We start from the raw sequence: 20,022 nt of genomic DNA on the forward strand, positions 1-20,022 counted from the left end.
CATGGATAAATAGAGGTGATAGCATTGGTGGTGTGCCCTTTGTGTAACAAAAAAACAGTAGGCAAAGTCGGCACTAATCAATATTATTGTTGGGAGTGCTTTGTGGAATTTACAATTCAAAAAAACAAAACTACCGTATATGAAGTTTGTGATGATGGCACATTATTGCCATATGGTAGTAAAAGCGAGCAATTGACTATGGGGAATTGAAAGGGGTGAAAAGACTATTAATATATTATCGAACCGGACTTTTTTATACCGGCTTTTTTTGTTTATTGTAATATTATTGGTTATAATTTATGTCTTTATCAATAGGGAAAAGGTGTATGCAGTCGTTTTGCCATTTATCTTCGCTATAATTATTACATATATATTAAATCCACTTGTTGAAATGCTAACCGAAAAGAAAATGAACAGGACAGCTGCTGTAGCTTTAATATATTTTATATTAATAGGTTCAATTATTGTTGCGCTTGTATTCATAGTACCAATTATAATTTTAGAATTGAACAAGCTAATAGATACACTGCCGTTTTATACAAGTGAAGTTCAGAGAATTTTTGCAAATATAAAGACAACTTACCTTGCATCTTTGCCTATAAGCCTTCAAGAAGTTGTTGATAGAAACATCAATAGAATGGAAGAACTGTTGCTTGACTTGCTGCAAAAGGTAGCAGATGCAATAATTGGCATCTTTTCGAGCATTCTCAGTATCATATTAGTTCCTATACTGAGCTTTTACTTTTTAAAGGATTTAGATAAAATAAAGCATAACGCCATATTTTATATACCTTCTTCTTATAGAAAAATAGTAATACAATGGTTTGAAAAATTTGGCAACACATTAGGCAGGTATTTGAGAAGTCAATTGTTGGTAAGTCTAATAATCGGCATTTTGACGACACTATCCATGGTTATCATAGGTGTAGATTTTGCCTTTCTCATAGGTATAGTAGCAGGTTTTACAAATATAATACCTTATTTTGGGCCGTTAATTGGGATAATGCCTGCTATAGCTATAGCTATGCTTCGATATCCTGATAAGATACCATGGATAATTATTTCGATGATAATAATACATCAATTAGAAAGTGGAATAATTTCTCCTTACATTGTAGGAGAACATGTGGGCCTTCATCCAATTACTGTTATCTTTGCGCTTTTAATTGGCGGAACTTTTTTTGGATTGGTAGGGCTTATCCTAGCAGTTCCAATAGCAGCTTTGATAAAATTAATCATTGTGAGCAAAAAATCATAAATTTGTTGGAAGTTCTTGCACTAACGTGGTTTTTGTGGTATACTAACAAACGGCAAAAATACACACGCTGATGGAAGTTTTAAAGAGGGTGCCGTTAGGTCTCTTTGATTAATGAAATCAGCGGAGGTTATAACATTAGGAGGTGAAAAAATGTCAATAGTTTCAATGAAGCAATTATTAGAAGCTGGAGTGCATTTTGGTCATCAGACAAGAAGATGGAATCCCAAAATGAAGGAGTATATTTTCACAGAAAGAAATGGGATTTACATCATTGACCTTCAAAAGACCGTCAAGAAAATTGAAGAGGCTTATGATTTTGTAAAAAACCTTGCAGCTGAAGGCGGTAAAATACTTTTTGTCGGGACCAAAAAGCAGGCCCAGGAGTCTATCCAGGAAGAAGCTCAAAGATGTGGCATGTATTATGTCAATCAGCGTTGGCTGGGCGGCATGCTTACGAACTTCAAAACTATAAGGAAAAGAATTGACAGGCTTAATGAGCTTGAAAAGATGGAGGAAGAAGGACTTTTTGAGGTTTTGCCGAAAAAAGAAGTTCTAAACTTACAGCATGAGAAGGAACGCTTAGAGAAAAACCTGGGTGGCATTAAAGATATGTCTGAGCTTCCACAGGCAGTCTTTATCGTGGATCCGAGAAAAGAAAGAATTGCTGTTTCGGAAGCTCGTAAATTACAAATTCCAATAGTTGCAATTGTCGATACTAACTGTGATCCTGACGAAGTAGATTACGTAATACCTGGCAATGATGACGCTATCAGAGCAGTAAAATTATTGACTGAGAAGATTGCAGATGCAGTCATTGAAGGTAGACAAGGCGAACAAATGGATGCTGAATAGCAAAGATTAAGGTAAGGGGGGCTGTTTAACCCTTACCTTTTATTTAAAACAGGGAGGTTGTTTTATGATTTCTCCAGAGCAGGTTAAGGAACTCAGAGAAAAAACCGGTGCAGGTATAATGGATTGTAAAAAGGCCTTGGTAGAAACAAATGGTGATATGGAAAAGGCCATAATCATACTAAGAGAAAAGGGATTGGCAAAGGCAGCTACAAAACAAAGCCGTGCTGTATCTGAGGGTATAATTGAATCATATGTACATGGAAATGGTCGTATTGGCGTTTTGGTTGAAGTCAATTGCGAAACTGATTTTGTAGCACGCAATGAAGAATTTAAAAGCTTAGCTAAAGATATTGCAATGCAAGTAGCTGCTTCAAATCCTAAATATTTATCTCGTGATGATGTTCCCCCTGAAGTCCTTGAGAAAGAAAAAGAAATTTTAAGAGCACAAGCTTTGAATGAAGGTAAACCTGAAAAAATAGTTGATAAAATTGTAGAAGGGCGAATTGAAAAATTTTATGAAGAAAATTGCCTTTTAGAACAGCCTTTTATTAAAGATCCTGATAAGAAAGTTTCCGAGCTTATAATGGAAAAAATTGCAGTTATAGGCGAGAATATTACTGTAAGCCGATTTGTTCGATTTGAGCGTGGACAAGTATAGTGATTATTAAGACATACCGAAAAAGAGACACCATTTAAGTGTCTCTTTTTTAAAAAAGAGGATTTTATGACAAAATATCGAATTTCTTTAGGAAAGAGGGCCGTGGATGGAAAAACCAGTTTATAAAAGAGTTGTTTTAAAAATCAGTGGCGAAGCATTAGCTGGAGATAAAGGTTTTGGCATAGATTCAGATATTTTAAATTCCATAGCCGAACAAATAAGTGAAGTCCACAAACTTGGTGTGCAAGTAGCCATTGTGGTAGGTGGTGGGAATATATGGCGAGGTAGGAATTCAAAACATATGGATAGGGCAACAGCTGACTATATGGGGATGCTTGCTACTGTAATAAACGCTCTTGCTTTGCAGGATGCTTTGGAAAACAAGGGTTTAGATACGAGAGTTCAGACAGCTATTGAAATGAAAGAAATAGCAGAGCCCTATATTAGAAGAAAAGCTATAAGGCATTTAGAAAAAGGCCGAGCTGTTATTTTTGCAGCAGGCACTGGTAACCCATTTTTTTCCACAGATACAACAGCAGCCTTGAGAGCTGCAGAAATAGAGGCTGAAGTTATCCTGCTTGCAAAGAAAGTAGATGGTGTTTATGATTCTGATCCAGCTTTGAATTCATCGGCGCAAAAATTTGAGTCTATAGATTATATAGATGTAATAAATAAAGGTTTAGGGGTAATGGATTCTACAGCAACGTCCTTGTGCATGGACAACAGCATTCCAATTATAGTTTTCGGCATTTCTACACCCGGCAATATAAAAAGGGTAATTTTAGGTGAAAATATTGGGACAGTAGTAAGGGGGAGTTGATTGGATTGGACAAGAAAATTTTTACCGAGCTTGAGAACCGAATGAATGGGGTATTAACTAATCTGAAATCTGAGTTTGCTACTATTAGAACAGGAAGAGCTTCAACAGCATTACTTGATAAAATATTTGTAGATTATTACGGTGCACCAACTCCGGTAAATCAAGTCGCCTCTATAAGTGTTCCGGAACCTAAAATGATTTTAATACAGCCCTGGGAGTCAAAAATGTTACAGGTTATAGAAAAAGCCATTTTGAAGTCAGACCTTGGGCTTACACCTAACAATGATGGCAAAGTTATCAGGTTAATACTGCCTGAACTGACATTTGAGAGACGACAAGAACTAGTCAAATTTGCCAAGAAAAAAGCTGAAGATGCCAAAGTAGCAATAAGAAACCTTAGAAGAGAATATAATGACATCTTAAAGAAGATGGAAAAGAATAAAGAAATCTCGGAAGATGATTTGAAGCGCTCTCAGGAAGAAATTCAAAAAATAACAGATAAATACATAGATAAAGCTGATGAAATTTTAGCAAGCAAAGAAAAGGAGATTATGGAGGTATAAACATCAAACTAGAACTGATTGGCTTTCCGTTAGAAAAAGCTGTTGAGGGACTTTCAAAAGGCGGAATTCAAACTAAAATTATATATACAAAACCTGTAAAAAAATCCATTGACGATTATACTTTAGCCAGAGTAGTGCGGTATAATTTTACGAGTGAAAATTCAGTTACTTTAGTGGCTGCTTTTTTTCCAGAAAGAAATTTTAAGAGTCCAGTTGGGGAATGATATCTTAAAGTTAAAACCCCCTCATTGAAGGGGGTTTTAAATCATTAGAAAGTTTATATATTGTATACCTATTATATAGGAGGAAAATCCTGTGGAATACAAAAAAGTAACAATAGCAAGCGAAATCAATGCACAAAACTTGCCAAAACATATAGCTATAATCATGGACGGGAACGGACGTTGGGCTAAGAAAAAGGGTCTCCCCAGAATTGCAGGCCACTGGGCAGGAGCTGAAGCTTTAAGGGATATTGTGAGAACGTGTTGTGATCTAAATATTCAAGTCCTCAGTGTCTTTGCGTTTTCATCGGAAAATTGGAAAAGGCCGGCTCAGGAAGTAAATGCTATTATGAACCTATTGCTGTATTATTTAAAAAAGGAAGTGGACTTGCTTCATGAGAACAATGTAAAGATTAACGTGTTAGGTGCTTGGGAAGAATTGCCACAGAGAATTGTGGAACAAATTAAATATAGCTTAAAACAAACGAAAAATAACACTGGTCTTGTTTTAAATATTGTATTAAACTATGGTGGGCGTCAAGAAATATTGTCAGCTTGCAAAAAAATATGTGCAGATGTGTTAGAAGGAAAAATTAGCCAGGATGATATTAGTGAAGAAATTTTTAAAAATTATCTATATACCCAAAACTTGCCTGATCCAGATTTGCTGATAAGACCTAGTGGTGAAATTAGAATCAGCAATTTTTTGCTGTGGCAGATTGCCTATACTGAATTGTGGTTTACAAATATTTATTGGCCTGAGTTTAAACCTGAAAATTTAATGGAAGCTATACGTGATTTTCAGAAACGTGAGCGCAGGTTTGGAGGCCTAAAAAAATAAAGCAGGTGGGTTATGCTTAAGAGAATTATTAGTGCTGTTGTCGGTATAATACTATTAGGATATACTATAAATATTGGTGGCTGGGTTTTCTATGCTGTCATATCCTTATTAAATATATGTGCCCTATACGAGCTGGACAATGCTTTTGCAAAAAAAAATATCCGTATAAGTTTTTTTATTAGTGCTATCTTTGCAGTTATGCTCTTATATTTTGCGAGATTTAATAGATTTGATTTTGTTATGACTTATCTTTTTATAATTTTATTACTCATGTGTGAATTTATTTATATTATAATAATTAATAAAAAACCCGATCACATAAAGGACATAGTTTTTAGCATTTTTTCTTTTGTATACACTACATTTTTATTTATGAGCATGATTTTGATTAGGAATTTAAAAGGCGGCATACATATAACTTGGTGGGTATTTATTACCACATGGGCATGTGATACAGGAGCTTTCTTTAGTGGATTGCTACTGGGAAAAACACCACTAGCGCCAACTATCAGTCCCAATAAAACTGTAGAAGGAAGCATTGGTGGTATTTTATCTAGTGTAGTTGCTAGCACCATATATTCTATATACTTTTTACCCGAAATTAGCGTTTTACACGCTATAGGGTTTGGTATTTGCATTAGTGTTGTTTCACAAGTCGGTGACTTATCAGCATCATTAATAAAGCGGTATTGCAATATTAAAGATTTTTCAAATATCATTCCCGGTCATGGTGGAATTCTGGATAGACTAGATAGTGCTCTTTTCTCCTTTCCAGTAGCTTATGTAATTATAGTGATTTTATTTCAAAAAGGTGGTCTGCCATGAAGATTAAAGGTGCTTATACCCCCCTTCTCCTTTTATTGCTTGCAGTTGCAATTACATCTGCTATCATCGTCCTGGCATTTAGATATTTTCTGCCATTAGTTTTTGGAATAATAATAGCTATTTTAATAGATCCTATTGTGAGTTACCTTGAACGAAAACTAGACTTTGACAGAGGAGTAATTACGGCGGTAGTACTAGCTACAATATTTTGTTTAATAGGGTATATTTCTATATTAGTAGTTGCACGTTTTACTTTTGAGCTTACACGTTTTGTCCATTTTTTACCTACCCAAATGAGACATTTTAATGCACTTATAGATAATGTATATCCGTATTTTCTAAACTTTTTTGCAAAGATACCGGAGGATATCATCGCCTATTTAAAGGCAAATTTAAATCAAATATTATATACTATAACCGGATCTTTAACAAATTTGTCTTCTTTCCTGGGCAATAAAGTAGGCATGGTTCCAAATTTATTTGTGAATATGTTGGTAATAATAATATTTGTCTTTTTGTTTAGCTATTTTTTGACAAAGGATAAGGATAAAATTATACGGGTTGTCAAAAGCTTATTTCCTGAACAATTACACGCCAAAGTTAAGTCCGTGCAGCTTGAGCTGGTATTTTCTTTTTTTAGATTAATAAAAGCGCAGATAATTTTGGTTTTGATTTCTACTGCTATTACCGTTTTGGGTTTTTACATTTTAAGGGTTGAGTATGCATTAACTTTAGGCATAATTTGCGGTCTATTGGATATAATGCCTTTATTTGGTCCCAGTTTAATATTTATACCCTGGATTACTTTTTTATTGATGGTGGGCAAAATAAACCTTGCTATAGGTTTATTAGTATTATATATTATAGTTCTTGGAAGCAGGCAGATTTTGCAAGCTAAGATTGTAGGTCGAAATCTCGGCATAGACCCACTGTTAACTTTACTTTCCATCTATTTAGGTATTAATCTGTTTGGGTGGAAAGGATTATTTATAGGACCTTTGGTTGTTGTTATTGTAAGGGCTCTTATACATTCAGGGATAATACCTCCAATAAACAAATCGGCCAAAAAAGTTTGAGTTGTGGAAGGTGAAAAGCATTGCAAACTCTGGTATCTTCAATTTTCGTTTTTGGAATGCTGGTTTTTTTTCATGAATTGGGGCATTTTATTGTTGCCAAATTATCAGATATAAAGGTCAATGAATTTAGCCTGGGTTTTGGGCCACAAATAATCGGGATAAAATCAAAGGAAACCCATTATTCCATTCGAATCCTGCCTTTTGGCGGTTATGTTAAAATGGAAGGCGAAGATTCCCAGACAAATGATCCTAGAGCTTTTAATAACAAAAGCCCCCTTACGCGCTTGGGAGTAATACTCGCAGGTCCATTGATGAATTTTGTTTTAGCCATATTGCTGCTTGCAATTATAGGTTTTTTTTCAGGAGTTACTTCGACACAAGTAACAGTAACTCCGGGAGATCCTGCCGAACTTTCAGGAATACAAAATTATGATAAAATATATGCAATAGATAACTACAGAGTTAATAGCTGGGAAGAAGTTGTTGAAATAATAAGCAGCAAACCAAATCAAGAAATTACTGTGACTGTAATTAGAGACGGAAAGTATATAGATTATAGTGTAAAGACAAAAGTAGAGCCGGGTACACAGCGAGGAATTATCGGTATTAAAACAGTGATACAAAAACACTCTATCATAGAGAGTATCAAATACGGCTTTGAAAAGACCTTCTGGATTTTAAAAATGATATTATTGGGAATCTTTCAGATGCTAACTGGCAAGGTCAAAGCCGAAATAGTGGGTCCTGTGGGCATGGTTCATATAGTTGGTGAAGCGGCAAAAACGGGTGTGTACCAATTGCTGTATATTGCTGCCATAATAAGTGCAAATTTAGGCATGTTTAATCTGTTTCCTGTTCCAGCTTTAGATGGTGGTAGAGGAATTTTTCTGATGGTAGAAATGCTCAGAGGCAAGCCTGTTGAGCCGGAAAAAGAAGGTTTAATACATTTTATCGGATTTGCTTTATTAATGTTTTTGATGATAATTGTTTTGTTTAAGGATTTGAGAGAACTGTGGATATAAGATTACATTTTTAGCTTTGTGATCAGTTTAAAGGAGGAGCCATGCTAGAATTATATACGAAAATTCGGCGCAAATCAAAAAAAGTAAAGATTAAAGATATAGCTGTCGGTGGAGACAGTCCCATTACTGTCCAGTCCATGACAAATACAAAAACCCACGATGTAGAAAGTACTGTAAAGCAAATCCGCGCTTTGGAAGAGGCGGGATGTGACATTATAAGAGTTGCAGTTCCTGATATGGCCAGTGCTGTTGCCATTTCCGAGATAAAAAAACAAATCCGCATTCCACTGGTTGCAGATGTGCACTTTGATTATCGCTTAGCTATTGAATCTATAAAGCAAGGTGCGGATGGGCTAAGGATTAACCCCGGAAATATTGGTAATGTAGACAGAGTTCGAAAGGTTGTCGAAATGGCCAAATCGTATCAAGTGCCCATAAGAATTGGTGTCAATTCCGGTTCTTTGGAAAAGGATTTGCTTAAAAAATACGGTGGCCCCACACCAGAAGCCTTGGTGGAAAGTGCATTAAGGCATGTGGAAATTTTAGAGAACATGAGTTTCGATCAAATAGTAATTTCATTAAAGTCTTCAGATGTCCTATCTTGTATACATGCCTATAAATTAATTGCTGAAAAAGTTGACTACCCTTTACACTTAGGCATAACAGAAGCTGGTACATTGCTGACAGGAACTATAAAGTCTTCAGTAGGTTTAGGGATTTTATTGTATGAAGGAATTGGTGACACTATAAGAGTATCATTGACTGGTGAACCTATAGATGAGGTTAAGGTTGGTATTGAAATATTAAAGAGTTTAAATTTGAGAGAGCATGGCATAAATTTAATTTCATGTCCAACATGTGGGAGAACACAAATTAACTTAATTAATATCGCCGAAGAGGTACAAGAAAAGTTATCTTACATAAAAAAACCCCTAAAAGTTGCTGTGATGGGTTGTGTAGTAAATGGCCCCGGCGAGGCCAGAGAAGCTGATATTGGAATTGCCGGTGGGAATAAACGAGTTGCCATATTTAAAAAAGGCGAGATAATAAAAACCGTGCCTGAAGAAAATGCTGTTTCAGAATTACTTAATGAAATTAAAAAAATGATAAATGACTAGTAAGTTAAGTGTTGGAAAGGAGCTTTACTTATGGATAAAGATTTTGTAAAAGAAATAACACCTAAAACCCAAGATTTTTCCCAGTGGTATGTAGATGTTATTCTTAAAGCAGAGCTGGCAGATTATTCACCAGTTAGAGGTTGTATGGTTATAAAACCTTACGGCTATAGCATATGGGAAAAAATGCAACAGCTGCTCGATGCCAGATTTAAAGCTACAGGTCATAAAAATGCGTATTTCCCTATTTTTATTCCGGAATCACTTCTTCAAAAAGAAGCGGAACACGTGGAAGGTTTTGCTCCAGAAGTTGCATGGGTAACCCACGGAGGTAAAGAAGAGTTGGCTGAGCGCCTGGCAGTAAGACCTACCTCAGAAACTATTATATGCCACATGTATTCCAAATGGATAAAATCCTGGCGGGATTTACCTGTTCTTTTAAATCAGTGGTGCAATGTGGTTCGTTGGGAAAAGAGTACAAAACCCTTCCTGCGCACAGCCGAGTTTTTGTGGCAAGAAGGCCATACAGCTCATAGTTCTTTTGAAGAAGCAGAAGAGGAAACTCTAAGAATGCTAGAAGTATACAGAGACTTTGTGGAAACTGATTTATCGATTCCTGTTATAAAAGGCGTAAAATCCGAAAATGAGAAATTTGCAGGTGCTCTTAAAACATATACAATAGAAACTCTAATGGGTGATGGCAGAGCGCTTCAAGCAGGTACTTCACATAATTTAGGTCAGCACTTTGCAAAAGCTTATGATATTACATATCTTGACAAGGATGGAAAACTAAAATATGTCTGGCAGACTTCCTGGGGTGTTACAACACGTTTAATCGGTGCTATTATAATGGTCCATGGAGATGACAGAGGGCTTAAACTTCCTCCAAAGATTGCTCCTATTCAAGCAGTTATTGTACCTATTATGGGTAAAGAGTCGGAAACTGTACTTAATAAAGCCCAAGAAATATATTCTATTCTAAAAAATGAAATACTGATAGAATTAGATGATAGAAACGAATACACACCCGGCTGGAAGTTTAACGAGTGGGAAATGAAAGGGGTTCCTGTCCGAATCGAAATAGGACCAAGAGATATAAAAAATCAGCAAGTTGTCCTGGTGCGAAGAGATACCGGTGAAAAAACTGTTGTCAGTGAATCCGAACTGCTTCCTCGTTTAAAGAGCTTGCTTGCAGATATACAGATAAACATGTTCAATCAAGCTAAGGAATTTTTGAATGAAAACATTCGAGAAGTAAAAAATTTTGATGAGTTTAAACAAATAATCAATGAAAAGAGAGGATTTATTAAAGCACATTGGTGTAAAAATGGAGAATGTGAACAGAAAATAAAGGAAGAAACCGGTGCTACCTTAAGATGTATTCCATTTTCTAATGAAACTACTTATGGAAAATGCATTGTGTGCAATAAAGAAACTGATACGGTTGTTTACTTTGCAAAGTCCTATTAATTCCTCGAATAAAGAGTATTGTTGAAATTGGGGTATGGCTATGTTAAATTTAAATTAGCTATTTTAAATATAAAGGGTGAGAATATGCCCCCAAAAATTTGTGCGGTAATACCCGCTTATGATGAAGAAAAAACTATAGGCAATGTATTAAAGGCATTATCAACAATTAGCATCATCGATGAAATTATAGTAATAAGTGACGGTTCCCATGATAGAACCGCAAATATTGCCAGGTCTTACAATGCCCGTGTTATTGAGTTTGGCAATAACCAAGGCAAAACAAATGCTGTAATGACCGGTGTAAAAAATACCGATGCAGATATAATTCTAATGTTAGATGCTGACTTGATCGGCTTAAAAAAAGAACATGTTATAAGTTTATTGCAGCCCGTGATAGAAAATAAAGCCGATATGACGGTCGGTGTATTTAATTCTGGGAGAGGTGCTACTGATATTGCTCAAAGAATTGCTCCTTTCTTGTCCGGTCAAAGAGCCATTTGCAGATCCTTTTTTGAAAAAGTGGAAAAATATAAGATTACAAATTACGGTATAGAAATGGCCCTTACTTTAATGGCTGAAAAAGAAAAAATAAGAGCTCAAACAGTCTATTTGCCAAATCTTACCCATTTAATGAAAGAAGAAAAAAGGGGATTTTTTGTAGGCTTCATATCAAGAATGAAGATGTACTGGGATATATTGGTTATATTTGGTATTATAAAATTAAAGTTGAGATTTGGCTTTAAATAATTATTCTAAGTGCAGGGGATAATATGACGAATATCACAGAGATAATTAATAAAAAGGATTTGGAGAAATTCAGCCAAGAAGAAATAAAAAAGCTATCAAAAGTCATATTGGAAACCAGCAAAGTATCACTTAAGTCGAGGCAAATTGACGTTTACTTGTTATCACAACATGTACTGTCAGAGCAGATTTTAAGTAAACTAAAGGACATAATATCTTCTTATTTACCTGGGAATACTCGTATCTCAATTCAATGTGAAAACTTAGATGGTGAAGATAAAGGCCAAGGGCTTATAAAAAAAGCCTGGGATGGCCTTTTAAAATGTCTTTTTTCTCAGGTTCCAGCGTGCAGAATTTGGTTGCAAAACAGCTATTGGGAACTAAATGGACAACATTTAAACATTTTTGTGGACTCAAGCGGAAAAGAATTCCTGGAGAAACGCAAAAATCATTTGCTGATAGAAAATTATTTTAAAACCTTTGGTTGCACCTTTAAAGTCGTTTTCCAGGAAAAGCTCGAAGAAGAGCCTTATGATATTTATGAAGAGGAGCGAGAAATTATCAAATCTATACTTGAAGAAAACGAACAAAAAAACATTGATACTGATACAAATAAATCTGATACAACCATTATTATAGGAAAAACAATTTCCGAAAGCCCAGTTCCTATAGGACACAATATTCAAGAGACTAATGAGATAATTTATTCTGGCGAGGTCTTTCAAATTGAAAAGCGTGAATTAAAAAACAAAACAGTAATGCTCACTTTTGGTCTGACAGATTATACTGGTTCAATAGAAGTTAAAATTTTTCTTTCAGGAGAAAAAAAATCGCTGGAAGACAAGATTAAAGAGGGTATGTGGCTAAAAGTTCGAGGGAAAATAGAGCTTAGTAAGTTTACTAATGAATACGAATTGATACCCTTTGACATTAATATAGAGAAAAAACCTGATAGGTTGGATACAAGCACTGAGAAAAGGGTAGAATTACACTTACATACGCGCTACAGTTCAATGGATGCTCTTTGCTCACCTTCTGATGTGCTAAATATGGCGAAAAAATGGGGCCACAAGGCTGTCGCATTTACTGATCACGGAGTGCTGCAAGCCTTTCCTGAAGTCTATCAAGTTTCCAGGAAAATAGGTATAAAGCCAATTTATGGTCTCGAAGCTTATATTTTTGATGATGAAAATCCCGTAATGATATCACCACCTGACATACCTATAGAAGAGGCAACATTTGTAGTTGTTGACATTGAGACAACAGGCCTTTGTTTTGATGCGGATGAGATTATAGAAATTGGCGCTGTAAAAATGGTCAATAACAAGATAGTGGATAGATTTAATACTTTTGTCAAACCAACTAAACCTGTACCTGCAAATATTATAAGTTTGACAGGCATAACTAATGATATGGTAAAATCGGCTCCGCCTATTGAAGAAGCCCTTGTATCGTTTATGGAGTTTTTAGGGGATGGTATATTTGTAGCTCACAATGCTCAATTCGATTCTGGATTTATTCGAAGGGAAGCGTTAAAGCAACAACTTCAATTTAACAATAAGGTTTTAGATACACTGGCCTTATCAAGGATAATTTTTTCCGAATTAAAAAATCACCGCTTAGATACTTTGGCTAAAAAACTAAATATAAAAATGGGCTCTCACCACAGGGCAGTTGATGATGCTAATACTGCTGCTCTTATTTTAAAGGAACTTTTAATCAGGGTTTGTGAATTAGGTATTGACAATCTTTCCAAGATAAATGAAGTATATAAGTTGCAAAAAGGTGCAAATTTAAGTTCCTATCATGCAACTGTTCTTGTAAAAGACGATATAGGTATGAGAAATTTGTATAAACTAGTCTCTATTGCCCATTTAGATCACTTTTATCGGCATCCGAGAATACCTAAGTCTTTACTTAGCGCAAACCGAGAAGGGCTGCTAATTGGAAGTGGTTGCCAGGCGGGTGAGCTATTTCAAAGCTTACTTCACTACAGCAGTCAGGAACGGATTGATAATTTATTAGAGTTTTACGATTTTTTGGAGATACAGCCCTTGCAAAACAATGCATTCCTAATAGATGATGAAAATGTAAGCGGATGGAAAAGGCTAAAGGAATTAAATCTAGAAATATATAATTTAGGTAAAAGGGTAAACAAACCTGTAGTCATGACAGGAGATGTGCATTTTGTAAACCCAGAGGATGAAATATACAGAAAAATACTTTTGAATGCACAGGGTTTTAAAGATGCTGATAAAGAATCAAAACTGTATTTACGAACTACTGATGAAATGCTAAAAGAATGTCAGTACTTAGGTTCTGACATAGCAGAAGAAGTTGTTATAAAATACCCCAATATGATAGCTGATCAGATAAAAGAGGATATCAAGCCTTTTCCTGATGACTTGCATCCTCCGAAAATCCAGGGGGCCGAGCAGACAATTGTGGAAATGGCCTATAAAAAAGCTAAAGAGCTTTATGGTGACAATCTGCCAGATATTGTGGAGTCCAGACTAAAGCGTGAGTTAGATGCTATAGTCAACAACGGCTTTGCTGTAATATACCTTATAGCTCACAAACTGGTAGCAAAGTCATTAGAAGATGGTTATTTAGTTGGCTCCAGAGGTTCAGTAGGTTCTTCGCTGGTTGCGACAATGTGTGGTATAACGGAGGTAAATCCCCTGCCAGCTCACTATTTATGCCGCAAATGCAAAACTTCAATATTTGAAAAAGATGTCGAAGATATTGTAGGGCCTGATTTACCGGATAAAAATTGTCCCAATTGTAACAGCCCTATGAGCAAAGAGGGGTTTAATATTCCTTTTGAAGTATTCATGGGCTTTGAGGGGGATAAAGTTCCTGATATAGATTTAAATTTTTCTGGTGAATATCAGGCCACAGCTCACAAATATACGGAAGAGCTATTCGGAAAACATCATGTGTTTAGAGCAGGAACCATATCTACAGTAGCTGAAAAGACAGCAATTGGATTTGTTAAATCATATCTAGAGGAAAGAGGTCTACATGTACCTAATATTGAAGTAACTCGGCTTTCTAAAGGTATTACAGGGGTCAAAAGGACAACGGGACAACACCCCGGAGGTCTTATAGTAGTCCCCAAGGATAAAGAGGTATATGATTTTACGCCCATTCAACACCCTGCCGATGATAAAACCACAGGCGTAATCACTACGCATTTTGAGTACCACTCCATAGATAATCAATTGTTAAAGTTAGACTTGTTAGGTCACGACGATCCGACAGTAATCAAAATGCTGGAGGAAGAAACGGGTATAAATGCGAGAGAAATACCTTTAGACGATGCTAGGACTATGGGAATATTCTCTTCCCTTGAACCTCTAGAATTAGATCCAGATGCTTTGGGAACTACAGTTGGAACATTGGGAGTGCCCGAGTTTGGAACAAGATTTGTAAGGCAAATGTTAGAGGATACGCGGCCTACCACGTTTTCACAGCTGGTTAGAATAAGCGGTTTATCTCACGGCACTGATGTATGGTTAAACAATGCGCAGGATTTAATAAAGAACAATATTGCCACTTTGTCAGAAGTTATTGCAACTAGAGATGACATAATGATATATCTAATAGAAAAGGGAATAAATCATAAAACTGCATTTAGCATAATGGAAGACGTAAGAAAAGGAAAAGGTCTTAAGCCCGAATATGAAAAACTGCTTAGTGAAAATAATAATATTGACTCATGGTTTATCGAATCCTGCAAGAAGATAAAATACCTCTTTCCAAAAGCACACGCAGTAGCTTATGTGGTGATGGCATTTCGAATTGCATATTTTAAAGTACATTATCCGGAAGCTTTTTATGCTACTTATTTTACTGTGAGAGCAGATGATTTTGATGCCGAGTTAATTTTACAGGGGCCCAAAGTAATAAAAGAAGCCATAAGTGAATTTGAAAAAAAAGACAAGGAAGCTTCTGTTAAAGAAAAAAACCTTCTAACTATATTAGAAGTAGCAAATGAAATGTACTTGAGGGGTATTCAATTTGTGCCTATTGATTTATATAAATCAGATGTAAAAAGGTTTAAATTAACACGTGATGGCATTTTACCACCTATATCATCATTACAAGGTCTAGGAATTACAGCTGCTCAAAATATAATAAGCGAGAGAAATAAAGGTAGATTTACTTCAATTGAAGATTTAAAGCGCAGAACCAAGATTACAAAAAATGTGGTTCAAATATTAAAGCAAAACGGCATATTAAATGACCTTCAAGAAACCGATCAAATAAGTCTTTTTTAGTTGCAATCAATATATGGCTATGCTATAATTTAATGTAATAGTAGATATTTGTGGGGCTTGACAGATATAGAGTGGGAAATTCCCACTCTTTAATATTATGATGTATTTGAAATTATGCTTTCTGTGGGAGTGATAAGCAAGTGTCAAAAAAAGACCTTTTGGCCAACTTATGGGATATAGGTGAGAAAGTAGTGAAGTCAAAAGGATTCGAATTGGTTGATGTGGAATTTGTAAAAGAAATGGGCAATCATTATTTAAGGTATTACATTGACAAACCAGGCGGGATAACCCTAGACGATTGTCAACTGGTAAGTATGGAAATTGAGAAAATCTTAGATGAAACAGATCCAATACCTCATAGTTATATTTTGGAAGTATCTTCACCTGGAATTGAGAGGCCCCTTAAACATGACAAGGATTTTTTACGATTTATCGGCTCTCTTGTAGAAATTAAAACCTTTGAAAAAATAGAAGGCAAAAAGGTTTTTACCGGAACCTTAGAAGATTATTCGGACGGTGTTGTTACAATAAATGATGGCCAGAGTTATTCAATTCCCAGAGAGAAGATATCATCTGCAAAGTTAAAATATAAATGGGACGGGGAGCAAAGATGAATATTGAATTAGTTGAAGCCTTAACACAATTAGAAAAAGAGAAAGGTATTTCAAAAGAAATTTTGTTAGAAGCTCTAGAAGCATCATTAATATCAGCCTATAAAAAGAATTACGGTTCTTCTCAAAATGTATCTGTAAATATAGATAGGGATACAGGTGAAGTAAAGGTATTTTCCAAAAAAGTAGTTACAGATGAAGTGAAAGACTCACTTCTAGAGATTGATATTAATGAGGCATCTAAAATAAATCCAACTGCTAAAATTGGCGATATTGTCACTATTGAAGTTACTCCAAAAAAATTTGGCAGAATAGCTGCTCAAACAGCAAAACAAGTTGTAATGCAGCGAATAAGAGAGGCAGAACGAAATTTAATATATGAAGAGTTTTCTGGCAGAGAGACTGATATTGTAACTGGTATAGTTCAGAGGTTTGACAAAAAAAATGTTATAATTGATTTAGGCAGGACTGAAGTTATTCTTCCGGTCAGTGAACAAATTCCGTCAGAAGAATATGTTCAAGGAGCTAGAATAAAAGTATATATTCTCGAAGTCAAAAAAACAACCAAAGGTCCGCAGATAACCGTATCGCGTTCACATCCGGGCCTTGTTAAAAGGCTGTTTGAGCTGGAAGTGCCGGAAATTTATGAAGGTCTTGTGGAGATTAAGGGAATTTCAAGAGAAGCAGGTTCCAGAACAAAAATTGCAGTACATTCCAATGATGAAAATATAGACCCGGTAGGTGCTTGTGTGGGACCAAAGGGGTCCAGAGTACAAGCTATTGTCGATGAACTGCATGGAGAGAAAATTGATATAATAAAATGGGATAAAAATCCAGCTGAGTTTATCTCAAATTCGTTAAGTCCGGCCAAAGTATTAAATGTTACTTTGGAAGAGGATACTAAGATAGCAAGAGTAACTGTATCAGAACAGCAGTTGTCACTGGCGATAGGGAAAGAAGGTCAAAATGCTAGACTTGCTGCTAGATTAACCGGATGGAAGATTGATATAAAAAGTCAAAAACAGAGCGATTCTGATTTTGATGAGGATGCGAGAGGGGATGAAAGTGCGACGTAAAAAAATACCCATGCGCATGTGCATTGGTTGTAAAGAAATGAAACCCAAAAAGGAATTGACCAGGATAGTTCGTACTACTGAAGGAAACATTGTAATAGATCCGACTGGAAAAAAATCTGGCAGAGGAGCATATATTTGCAAGAACGAGCAGTGCATCAAAACATCAATTAATGAAAACAGACTTTCAAAAGCCTTGGATTTTCAAGTGACAAAGGAAATGGCTCAAAAGCTACAAGAGGAGTTATTAAATTTATGAAATCTAATGATGTCCTTTGTTTGTTAGGCATTAGTCAGAGGGCCGGAAAGTTAATTTCAGGCCAAGACAGTGTCGAAAGGGCAGCTATGGCCAAAAAAGTTTTTCTGATTATCGTTTCTAATGATGCGTCACAAAACACTAAGAAAAAAATGGAAAGTCTGAGTATCAAAACAAATATTCCTATATATTACTGGGCCCAATCTGACGAATTGGGCAAAGCTATAGGTAAGGAGCAAAGAAAGGTTATTGGAATAACTGATAAAGGCATTGCAAAAAAAATTCAAAGATGCATTAATCTTTTAACGGGGGTGGGGGATATTGACGAGACTACGCGTGTATGAATTAGCTAAGCAAGCAGGAATATCAAGTAAAAAACTTATTTCTATTTTGGACGATTTGGATATCAAAATAAAAAATCACATGAGTACCATTGATGATGACACTGCAAAACTTGTCATGGACCTTATTGAGGAAGAAACTGGCAAGAGCAAAAAGAAACGCGAGAAAGTTCATGAAAAAGAAAAGGAAAAAATCGAAAAGAAGCCCGAAAAAACTATAGAGAAACAACAAAAGACAATAACGCTTCCTGACAAAATTAGTGTCAGGGATCTGGGTAATTATATGGAAATTGAGCCTGTCCGAATAATTAAAAAACTTATCGATTATGGTCTAATGGTCAATATTAATGCAGAAATTGATTTTGAATTGGCGAAAAAAATCGCTGGCGAATTTGGATTTGAGGTACTGAAAGAAAAAACTGATGATCAAAAGAATGTATTAATTGAAGAAGAGAATGATAATCCAGAAGACATGAAGTCCCGTCCCCCGGTAGTTACAGTAATGGGTCACGTAGATCACGGCAAGACTTCTTTGCTTGATGCTATAAGGAAAACCAATATTACTACACGAGAAGCCGGTGGGATAACTCAACATATAGGTGCGTCTGAAGTTGAAATTAACGGAAAGAAAATTGTATTTTTAGATACACCAGGTCATGAGGCTTTTACTACATTGCGCGCTAGAGGTGCAAAAGTAACTGATATAGCCATATTAGTGGTAGCGGCAGATGATGGTGTAATGCCTCAGACTGTAGAAGCTTTAAACCACGCTAAAGCAGCAGGAGTTCCAATAATTGTAGCGGTAAACAAAATTGACAAACCTACAGCTAACCCTGAACGAGTAAAACAGCAATTGGCGGAGTATGATTTGATCCCTGAGGAATGGGGCGGAGATACAATTTTTGTCAATGTGTCAGCAAAAACAGGGGCTGGAATAGATCAACTTTTAGAAATGATTATTTTAGTTGCTGAAATGGCTGAATTAAAGGCAAACTATAATTGTAAAGCCAGCGGTGTTATTATAGAAGCAAAGCTGGACAAGGGCCGCGGTCCTGTTGCTACTGTTTTAGTTCAGCGTGGAACTTTAAAAGTTGGCGATGATATAGTTGCTGGTGTTGCTTATGGGAGAGTAAGGGCACTTTTTAACTCTCGTGGAAAAAAGATAAAAGAAGCAGGGCCTTCTATTCCAGTAGAAGTAATCGGTTTGTCTGAAGTACCTATTGCAGGTGATATATTAAGGGCAGTTTCGAGTGAAAGAGAAGCTAAAGCTATTGCGGAAGAGCAAATAAATCGACAAAAAGAAGCTGAATTTGCAACGCCTAAGAAAATATCGTTAAATCAACTATATGAAAAACTTCAAAAAGGAGAGATGAAGGAGCTAAATGTAATTATAAAAGCAGATGTTCAGGGTTCTGTTGAAGCGCTCAAACAATCATTAGAAAAATGCTCTACCAATGAAATTGAGGTAAGGATAATTCATGGTGGTGTTGGTGCAATTTCTGAAAGTGATGTAATGCTTGCTTCAGCTTCAAATGCCATAATCGTCGGCTTTAATGTCAGACCAGATTCCAATGCAAAAAAATTAGCTGAAAAAGAGCAAATAGATATTAGAACATACAGGGTAATTTACGAGGTTGTAGATGACGTAAAATCAGCTATAATAGGAATGCTTGAGCCAGAGTATGAAGAAGTGGTTCTAGGCCGAGCTGAAGTAAGAGCCCTGTTTAAAGTTCCTAATGTTGGTGTTGTAGCTGGATGTTTTGTAACGGAAGGTAAAATAACCAGAAATTCTAATATTCGCGTAATACGTCAAGGCATTGTTGTTTATGAAGGAAGAATATCTTCCTTGAAACGCTTTAAAGATGATGTTAAAGAAGTTATGAGCGGGTATGAATGCGGTATTGGAATTGAAAAATTCAACGATATAAAGGAACAGGATGTGTTGGAAGCCTTCATAAATCAACCAGTTCAAAGGTAATCTTGTCTTGAGGTG

General features: G+C 35.8%; 19 protein-coding genes. All 19 read left to right on the forward strand.

The features are described 5' to 3' along the window. Positions 1–24 precede the first annotated feature (24 nt). A complete protein-coding gene (locus JT739_RS03900; protein WP_370642570.1) occupies positions 25–210 on the forward strand; it encodes a hypothetical protein in 186 nt (61 codons plus the stop codon). 58 nt (positions 211–268) lie between these two features. Continuing rightward, entirely contained in the window at positions 269–1,258 is a 990-nt protein-coding gene (locus tag JT739_RS03905) for an AI-2E family transporter (RefSeq protein WP_255688323.1), read from the forward strand. A 150-nt stretch (positions 1,259–1,408) separates the two neighbouring features. Continuing rightward, positions 1,409–2,110, forward strand: coding sequence for a 30S ribosomal protein S2 (gene rpsB / locus JT739_RS03910; protein ID WP_237659787.1), 702 nt, complete (start codon positions 1,409–1,411; stop codon positions 2,108–2,110). A 64-nt stretch (positions 2,111–2,174) separates the two neighbouring features. Beyond that, positions 2,175–2,768, forward strand: a complete 594-nt coding sequence (gene tsf, locus JT739_RS03915) for a translation elongation factor Ts (RefSeq protein WP_237659788.1) — start codon at positions 2,175–2,177, stop codon at positions 2,766–2,768. A 106-nt stretch (positions 2,769–2,874) separates the two neighbouring features. Then, entirely contained in the window at positions 2,875–3,588 is a 714-nt protein-coding gene (pyrH, locus tag JT739_RS03920) for a UMP kinase (protein ID WP_237659789.1), read from the forward strand. Between the two features lie 41 nt (positions 3,589–3,629). Next, entirely contained in the window at positions 3,630–4,151 is a 522-nt protein-coding gene (frr, locus tag JT739_RS03925) for a ribosome recycling factor (protein WP_370642571.1), read from the forward strand. A gap of 315 nt (positions 4,152–4,466) precedes the next feature. Further along, the gene (locus JT739_RS03930) at positions 4,467–5,213 is read left to right on the forward strand and encodes an isoprenyl transferase (RefSeq protein ID WP_237659791.1); all 747 of its coding nucleotides are present in this window, start codon (positions 4,467–4,469) and stop codon (positions 5,211–5,213) included. A gap of 12 nt (positions 5,214–5,225) precedes the next feature. Continuing rightward, complete coding sequence (locus tag JT739_RS03935) at positions 5,226–6,038, forward strand: phosphatidate cytidylyltransferase (RefSeq protein ID WP_237659792.1); 813 nt, start codon at positions 5,226–5,228, stop codon at positions 6,036–6,038. Next, entirely contained in the window at positions 6,035–7,114 is a 1,080-nt protein-coding gene (gene ytvI / locus JT739_RS03940) for a sporulation integral membrane protein YtvI (RefSeq protein ID WP_237659793.1), read from the forward strand. The genes JT739_RS03935 and ytvI overlap by 4 nt, the downstream gene beginning before the upstream one ends. A 20-nt stretch (positions 7,115–7,134) precedes the next feature. Beyond that, entirely contained in the window at positions 7,135–8,136 is a 1,002-nt protein-coding gene (gene rseP, locus JT739_RS03945; protein WP_237659794.1) for an RIP metalloprotease RseP, read from the forward strand. A gap of 41 nt (positions 8,137–8,177) precedes the next feature. Next, positions 8,178–9,254, forward strand: coding sequence for a flavodoxin-dependent (E)-4-hydroxy-3-methylbut-2-enyl-diphosphate synthase (gene ispG / locus JT739_RS03950; RefSeq protein ID WP_237659795.1), 1,077 nt, complete (start codon positions 8,178–8,180; stop codon positions 9,252–9,254). Between the two features lie 30 nt (positions 9,255–9,284). Beyond that, entirely contained in the window at positions 9,285–10,721 is a 1,437-nt protein-coding gene (gene proS / locus JT739_RS03955) for a proline--tRNA ligase (protein ID WP_237659796.1), read from the forward strand. Positions 10,722–10,805: 84 nt separating this feature from the next. Next, positions 10,806–11,468: a glycosyltransferase gene (locus tag JT739_RS03960; RefSeq protein WP_237659797.1), complete on the forward strand. Its 663-nt coding sequence runs from the start codon at positions 10,806–10,808 to the stop codon at positions 11,466–11,468. A 23-nt stretch (positions 11,469–11,491) separates the two neighbouring features. Next, entirely contained in the window at positions 11,492–15,748 is a 4,257-nt protein-coding gene (locus JT739_RS03965) for a PolC-type DNA polymerase III (protein WP_237659798.1), read from the forward strand. A gap of 140 nt (positions 15,749–15,888) precedes the next feature. After that, positions 15,889–16,362, forward strand: coding sequence for a ribosome maturation factor RimP (gene rimP, locus JT739_RS03970; RefSeq protein ID WP_237659799.1), 474 nt, complete (start codon positions 15,889–15,891; stop codon positions 16,360–16,362). Next, the gene (gene nusA, locus JT739_RS03975; RefSeq protein WP_237659800.1) at positions 16,359–17,435 is read left to right on the forward strand and encodes a transcription termination factor NusA; all 1,077 of its coding nucleotides are present in this window, start codon (positions 16,359–16,361) and stop codon (positions 17,433–17,435) included. Before rimP ends, nusA begins: the two co-directional genes overlap by 4 nt. Beyond that, positions 17,425–17,691 carry an RNase P modulator RnpM gene (rnpM, locus tag JT739_RS03980; protein WP_370642572.1) on the forward strand — a complete coding sequence of 89 codons (267 nt, stop codon included), beginning with the start codon at positions 17,425–17,427 and terminating at the stop codon, positions 17,689–17,691. The genes nusA and rnpM overlap by 11 nt, the downstream gene beginning before the upstream one ends. Further along, positions 17,688–18,032 carry a ribosomal L7Ae/L30e/S12e/Gadd45 family protein gene (locus JT739_RS03985; RefSeq protein ID WP_237659802.1) on the forward strand — a complete coding sequence of 115 codons (345 nt, stop codon included), beginning with the start codon at positions 17,688–17,690 and terminating at the stop codon, positions 18,030–18,032. The genes rnpM and JT739_RS03985 overlap by 4 nt, the downstream gene beginning before the upstream one ends. Next, positions 18,010–20,007 carry a translation initiation factor IF-2 gene (gene infB / locus JT739_RS03990; RefSeq protein ID WP_237659803.1) on the forward strand — a complete coding sequence of 666 codons (1,998 nt, stop codon included), beginning with the start codon at positions 18,010–18,012 and terminating at the stop codon, positions 20,005–20,007. The genes JT739_RS03985 and infB overlap by 23 nt, the downstream gene beginning before the upstream one ends. The last annotated feature ends 15 nt before the right edge of the window (positions 20,008–20,022 follow it).

This window comes from Tepidanaerobacter sp. GT38, from assembly GCF_021991635.1.
Lineage (GTDB): Bacteria > Bacillota > Thermosediminibacteria > Thermosediminibacterales > Tepidanaerobacteraceae > DTU063.

What these genes read in the sequence shown, in the direction of transcription:
- rpsB (WP_237659787.1), top strand. Translation starts at nt 1,409, where the DNA reads ATGTCAATAGTTTCAATGAAGCAATTATTAGAAGCTGGAGTGCATTTT.
- tsf (WP_237659788.1), top strand. Translation starts at nt 2,175, where the DNA reads ATGATTTCTCCAGAGCAGGTTAAGGAACTCAGAGAAAAAACCGGTGCA.
- pyrH (WP_237659789.1), top strand. Translation starts at nt 2,875, where the DNA reads ATGGAAAAACCAGTTTATAAAAGAGTTGTTTTAAAAATCAGTGGCGAA.
- frr (WP_370642571.1), top strand. Translation starts at nt 3,630, where the DNA reads ATGAATGGGGTATTAACTAATCTGAAATCTGAGTTTGCTACTATTAGA.
- JT739_RS03935 (WP_237659792.1), top strand. Translation starts at nt 5,226, where the DNA reads ATGCTTAAGAGAATTATTAGTGCTGTTGTCGGTATAATACTATTAGGA.
- ytvI (WP_237659793.1), top strand. Translation starts at nt 6,035, where the DNA reads ATGAAGATTAAAGGTGCTTATACCCCCCTTCTCCTTTTATTGCTTGCA.
- ispG (WP_237659795.1), top strand. Translation starts at nt 8,178, where the DNA reads ATGCTAGAATTATATACGAAAATTCGGCGCAAATCAAAAAAAGTAAAG.
- proS (WP_237659796.1), top strand. Translation starts at nt 9,285, where the DNA reads ATGGATAAAGATTTTGTAAAAGAAATAACACCTAAAACCCAAGATTTT.
- JT739_RS03960 (WP_237659797.1), top strand. Translation starts at nt 10,806, where the DNA reads ATGCCCCCAAAAATTTGTGCGGTAATACCCGCTTATGATGAAGAAAAA.
- JT739_RS03965 (WP_237659798.1), top strand. Translation starts at nt 11,492, where the DNA reads ATGACGAATATCACAGAGATAATTAATAAAAAGGATTTGGAGAAATTC.
- nusA (WP_237659800.1), top strand. Translation starts at nt 16,359, where the DNA reads ATGAATATTGAATTAGTTGAAGCCTTAACACAATTAGAAAAAGAGAAA.
- JT739_RS03985 (WP_237659802.1), top strand. Translation starts at nt 17,688, where the DNA reads ATGAAATCTAATGATGTCCTTTGTTTGTTAGGCATTAGTCAGAGGGCC.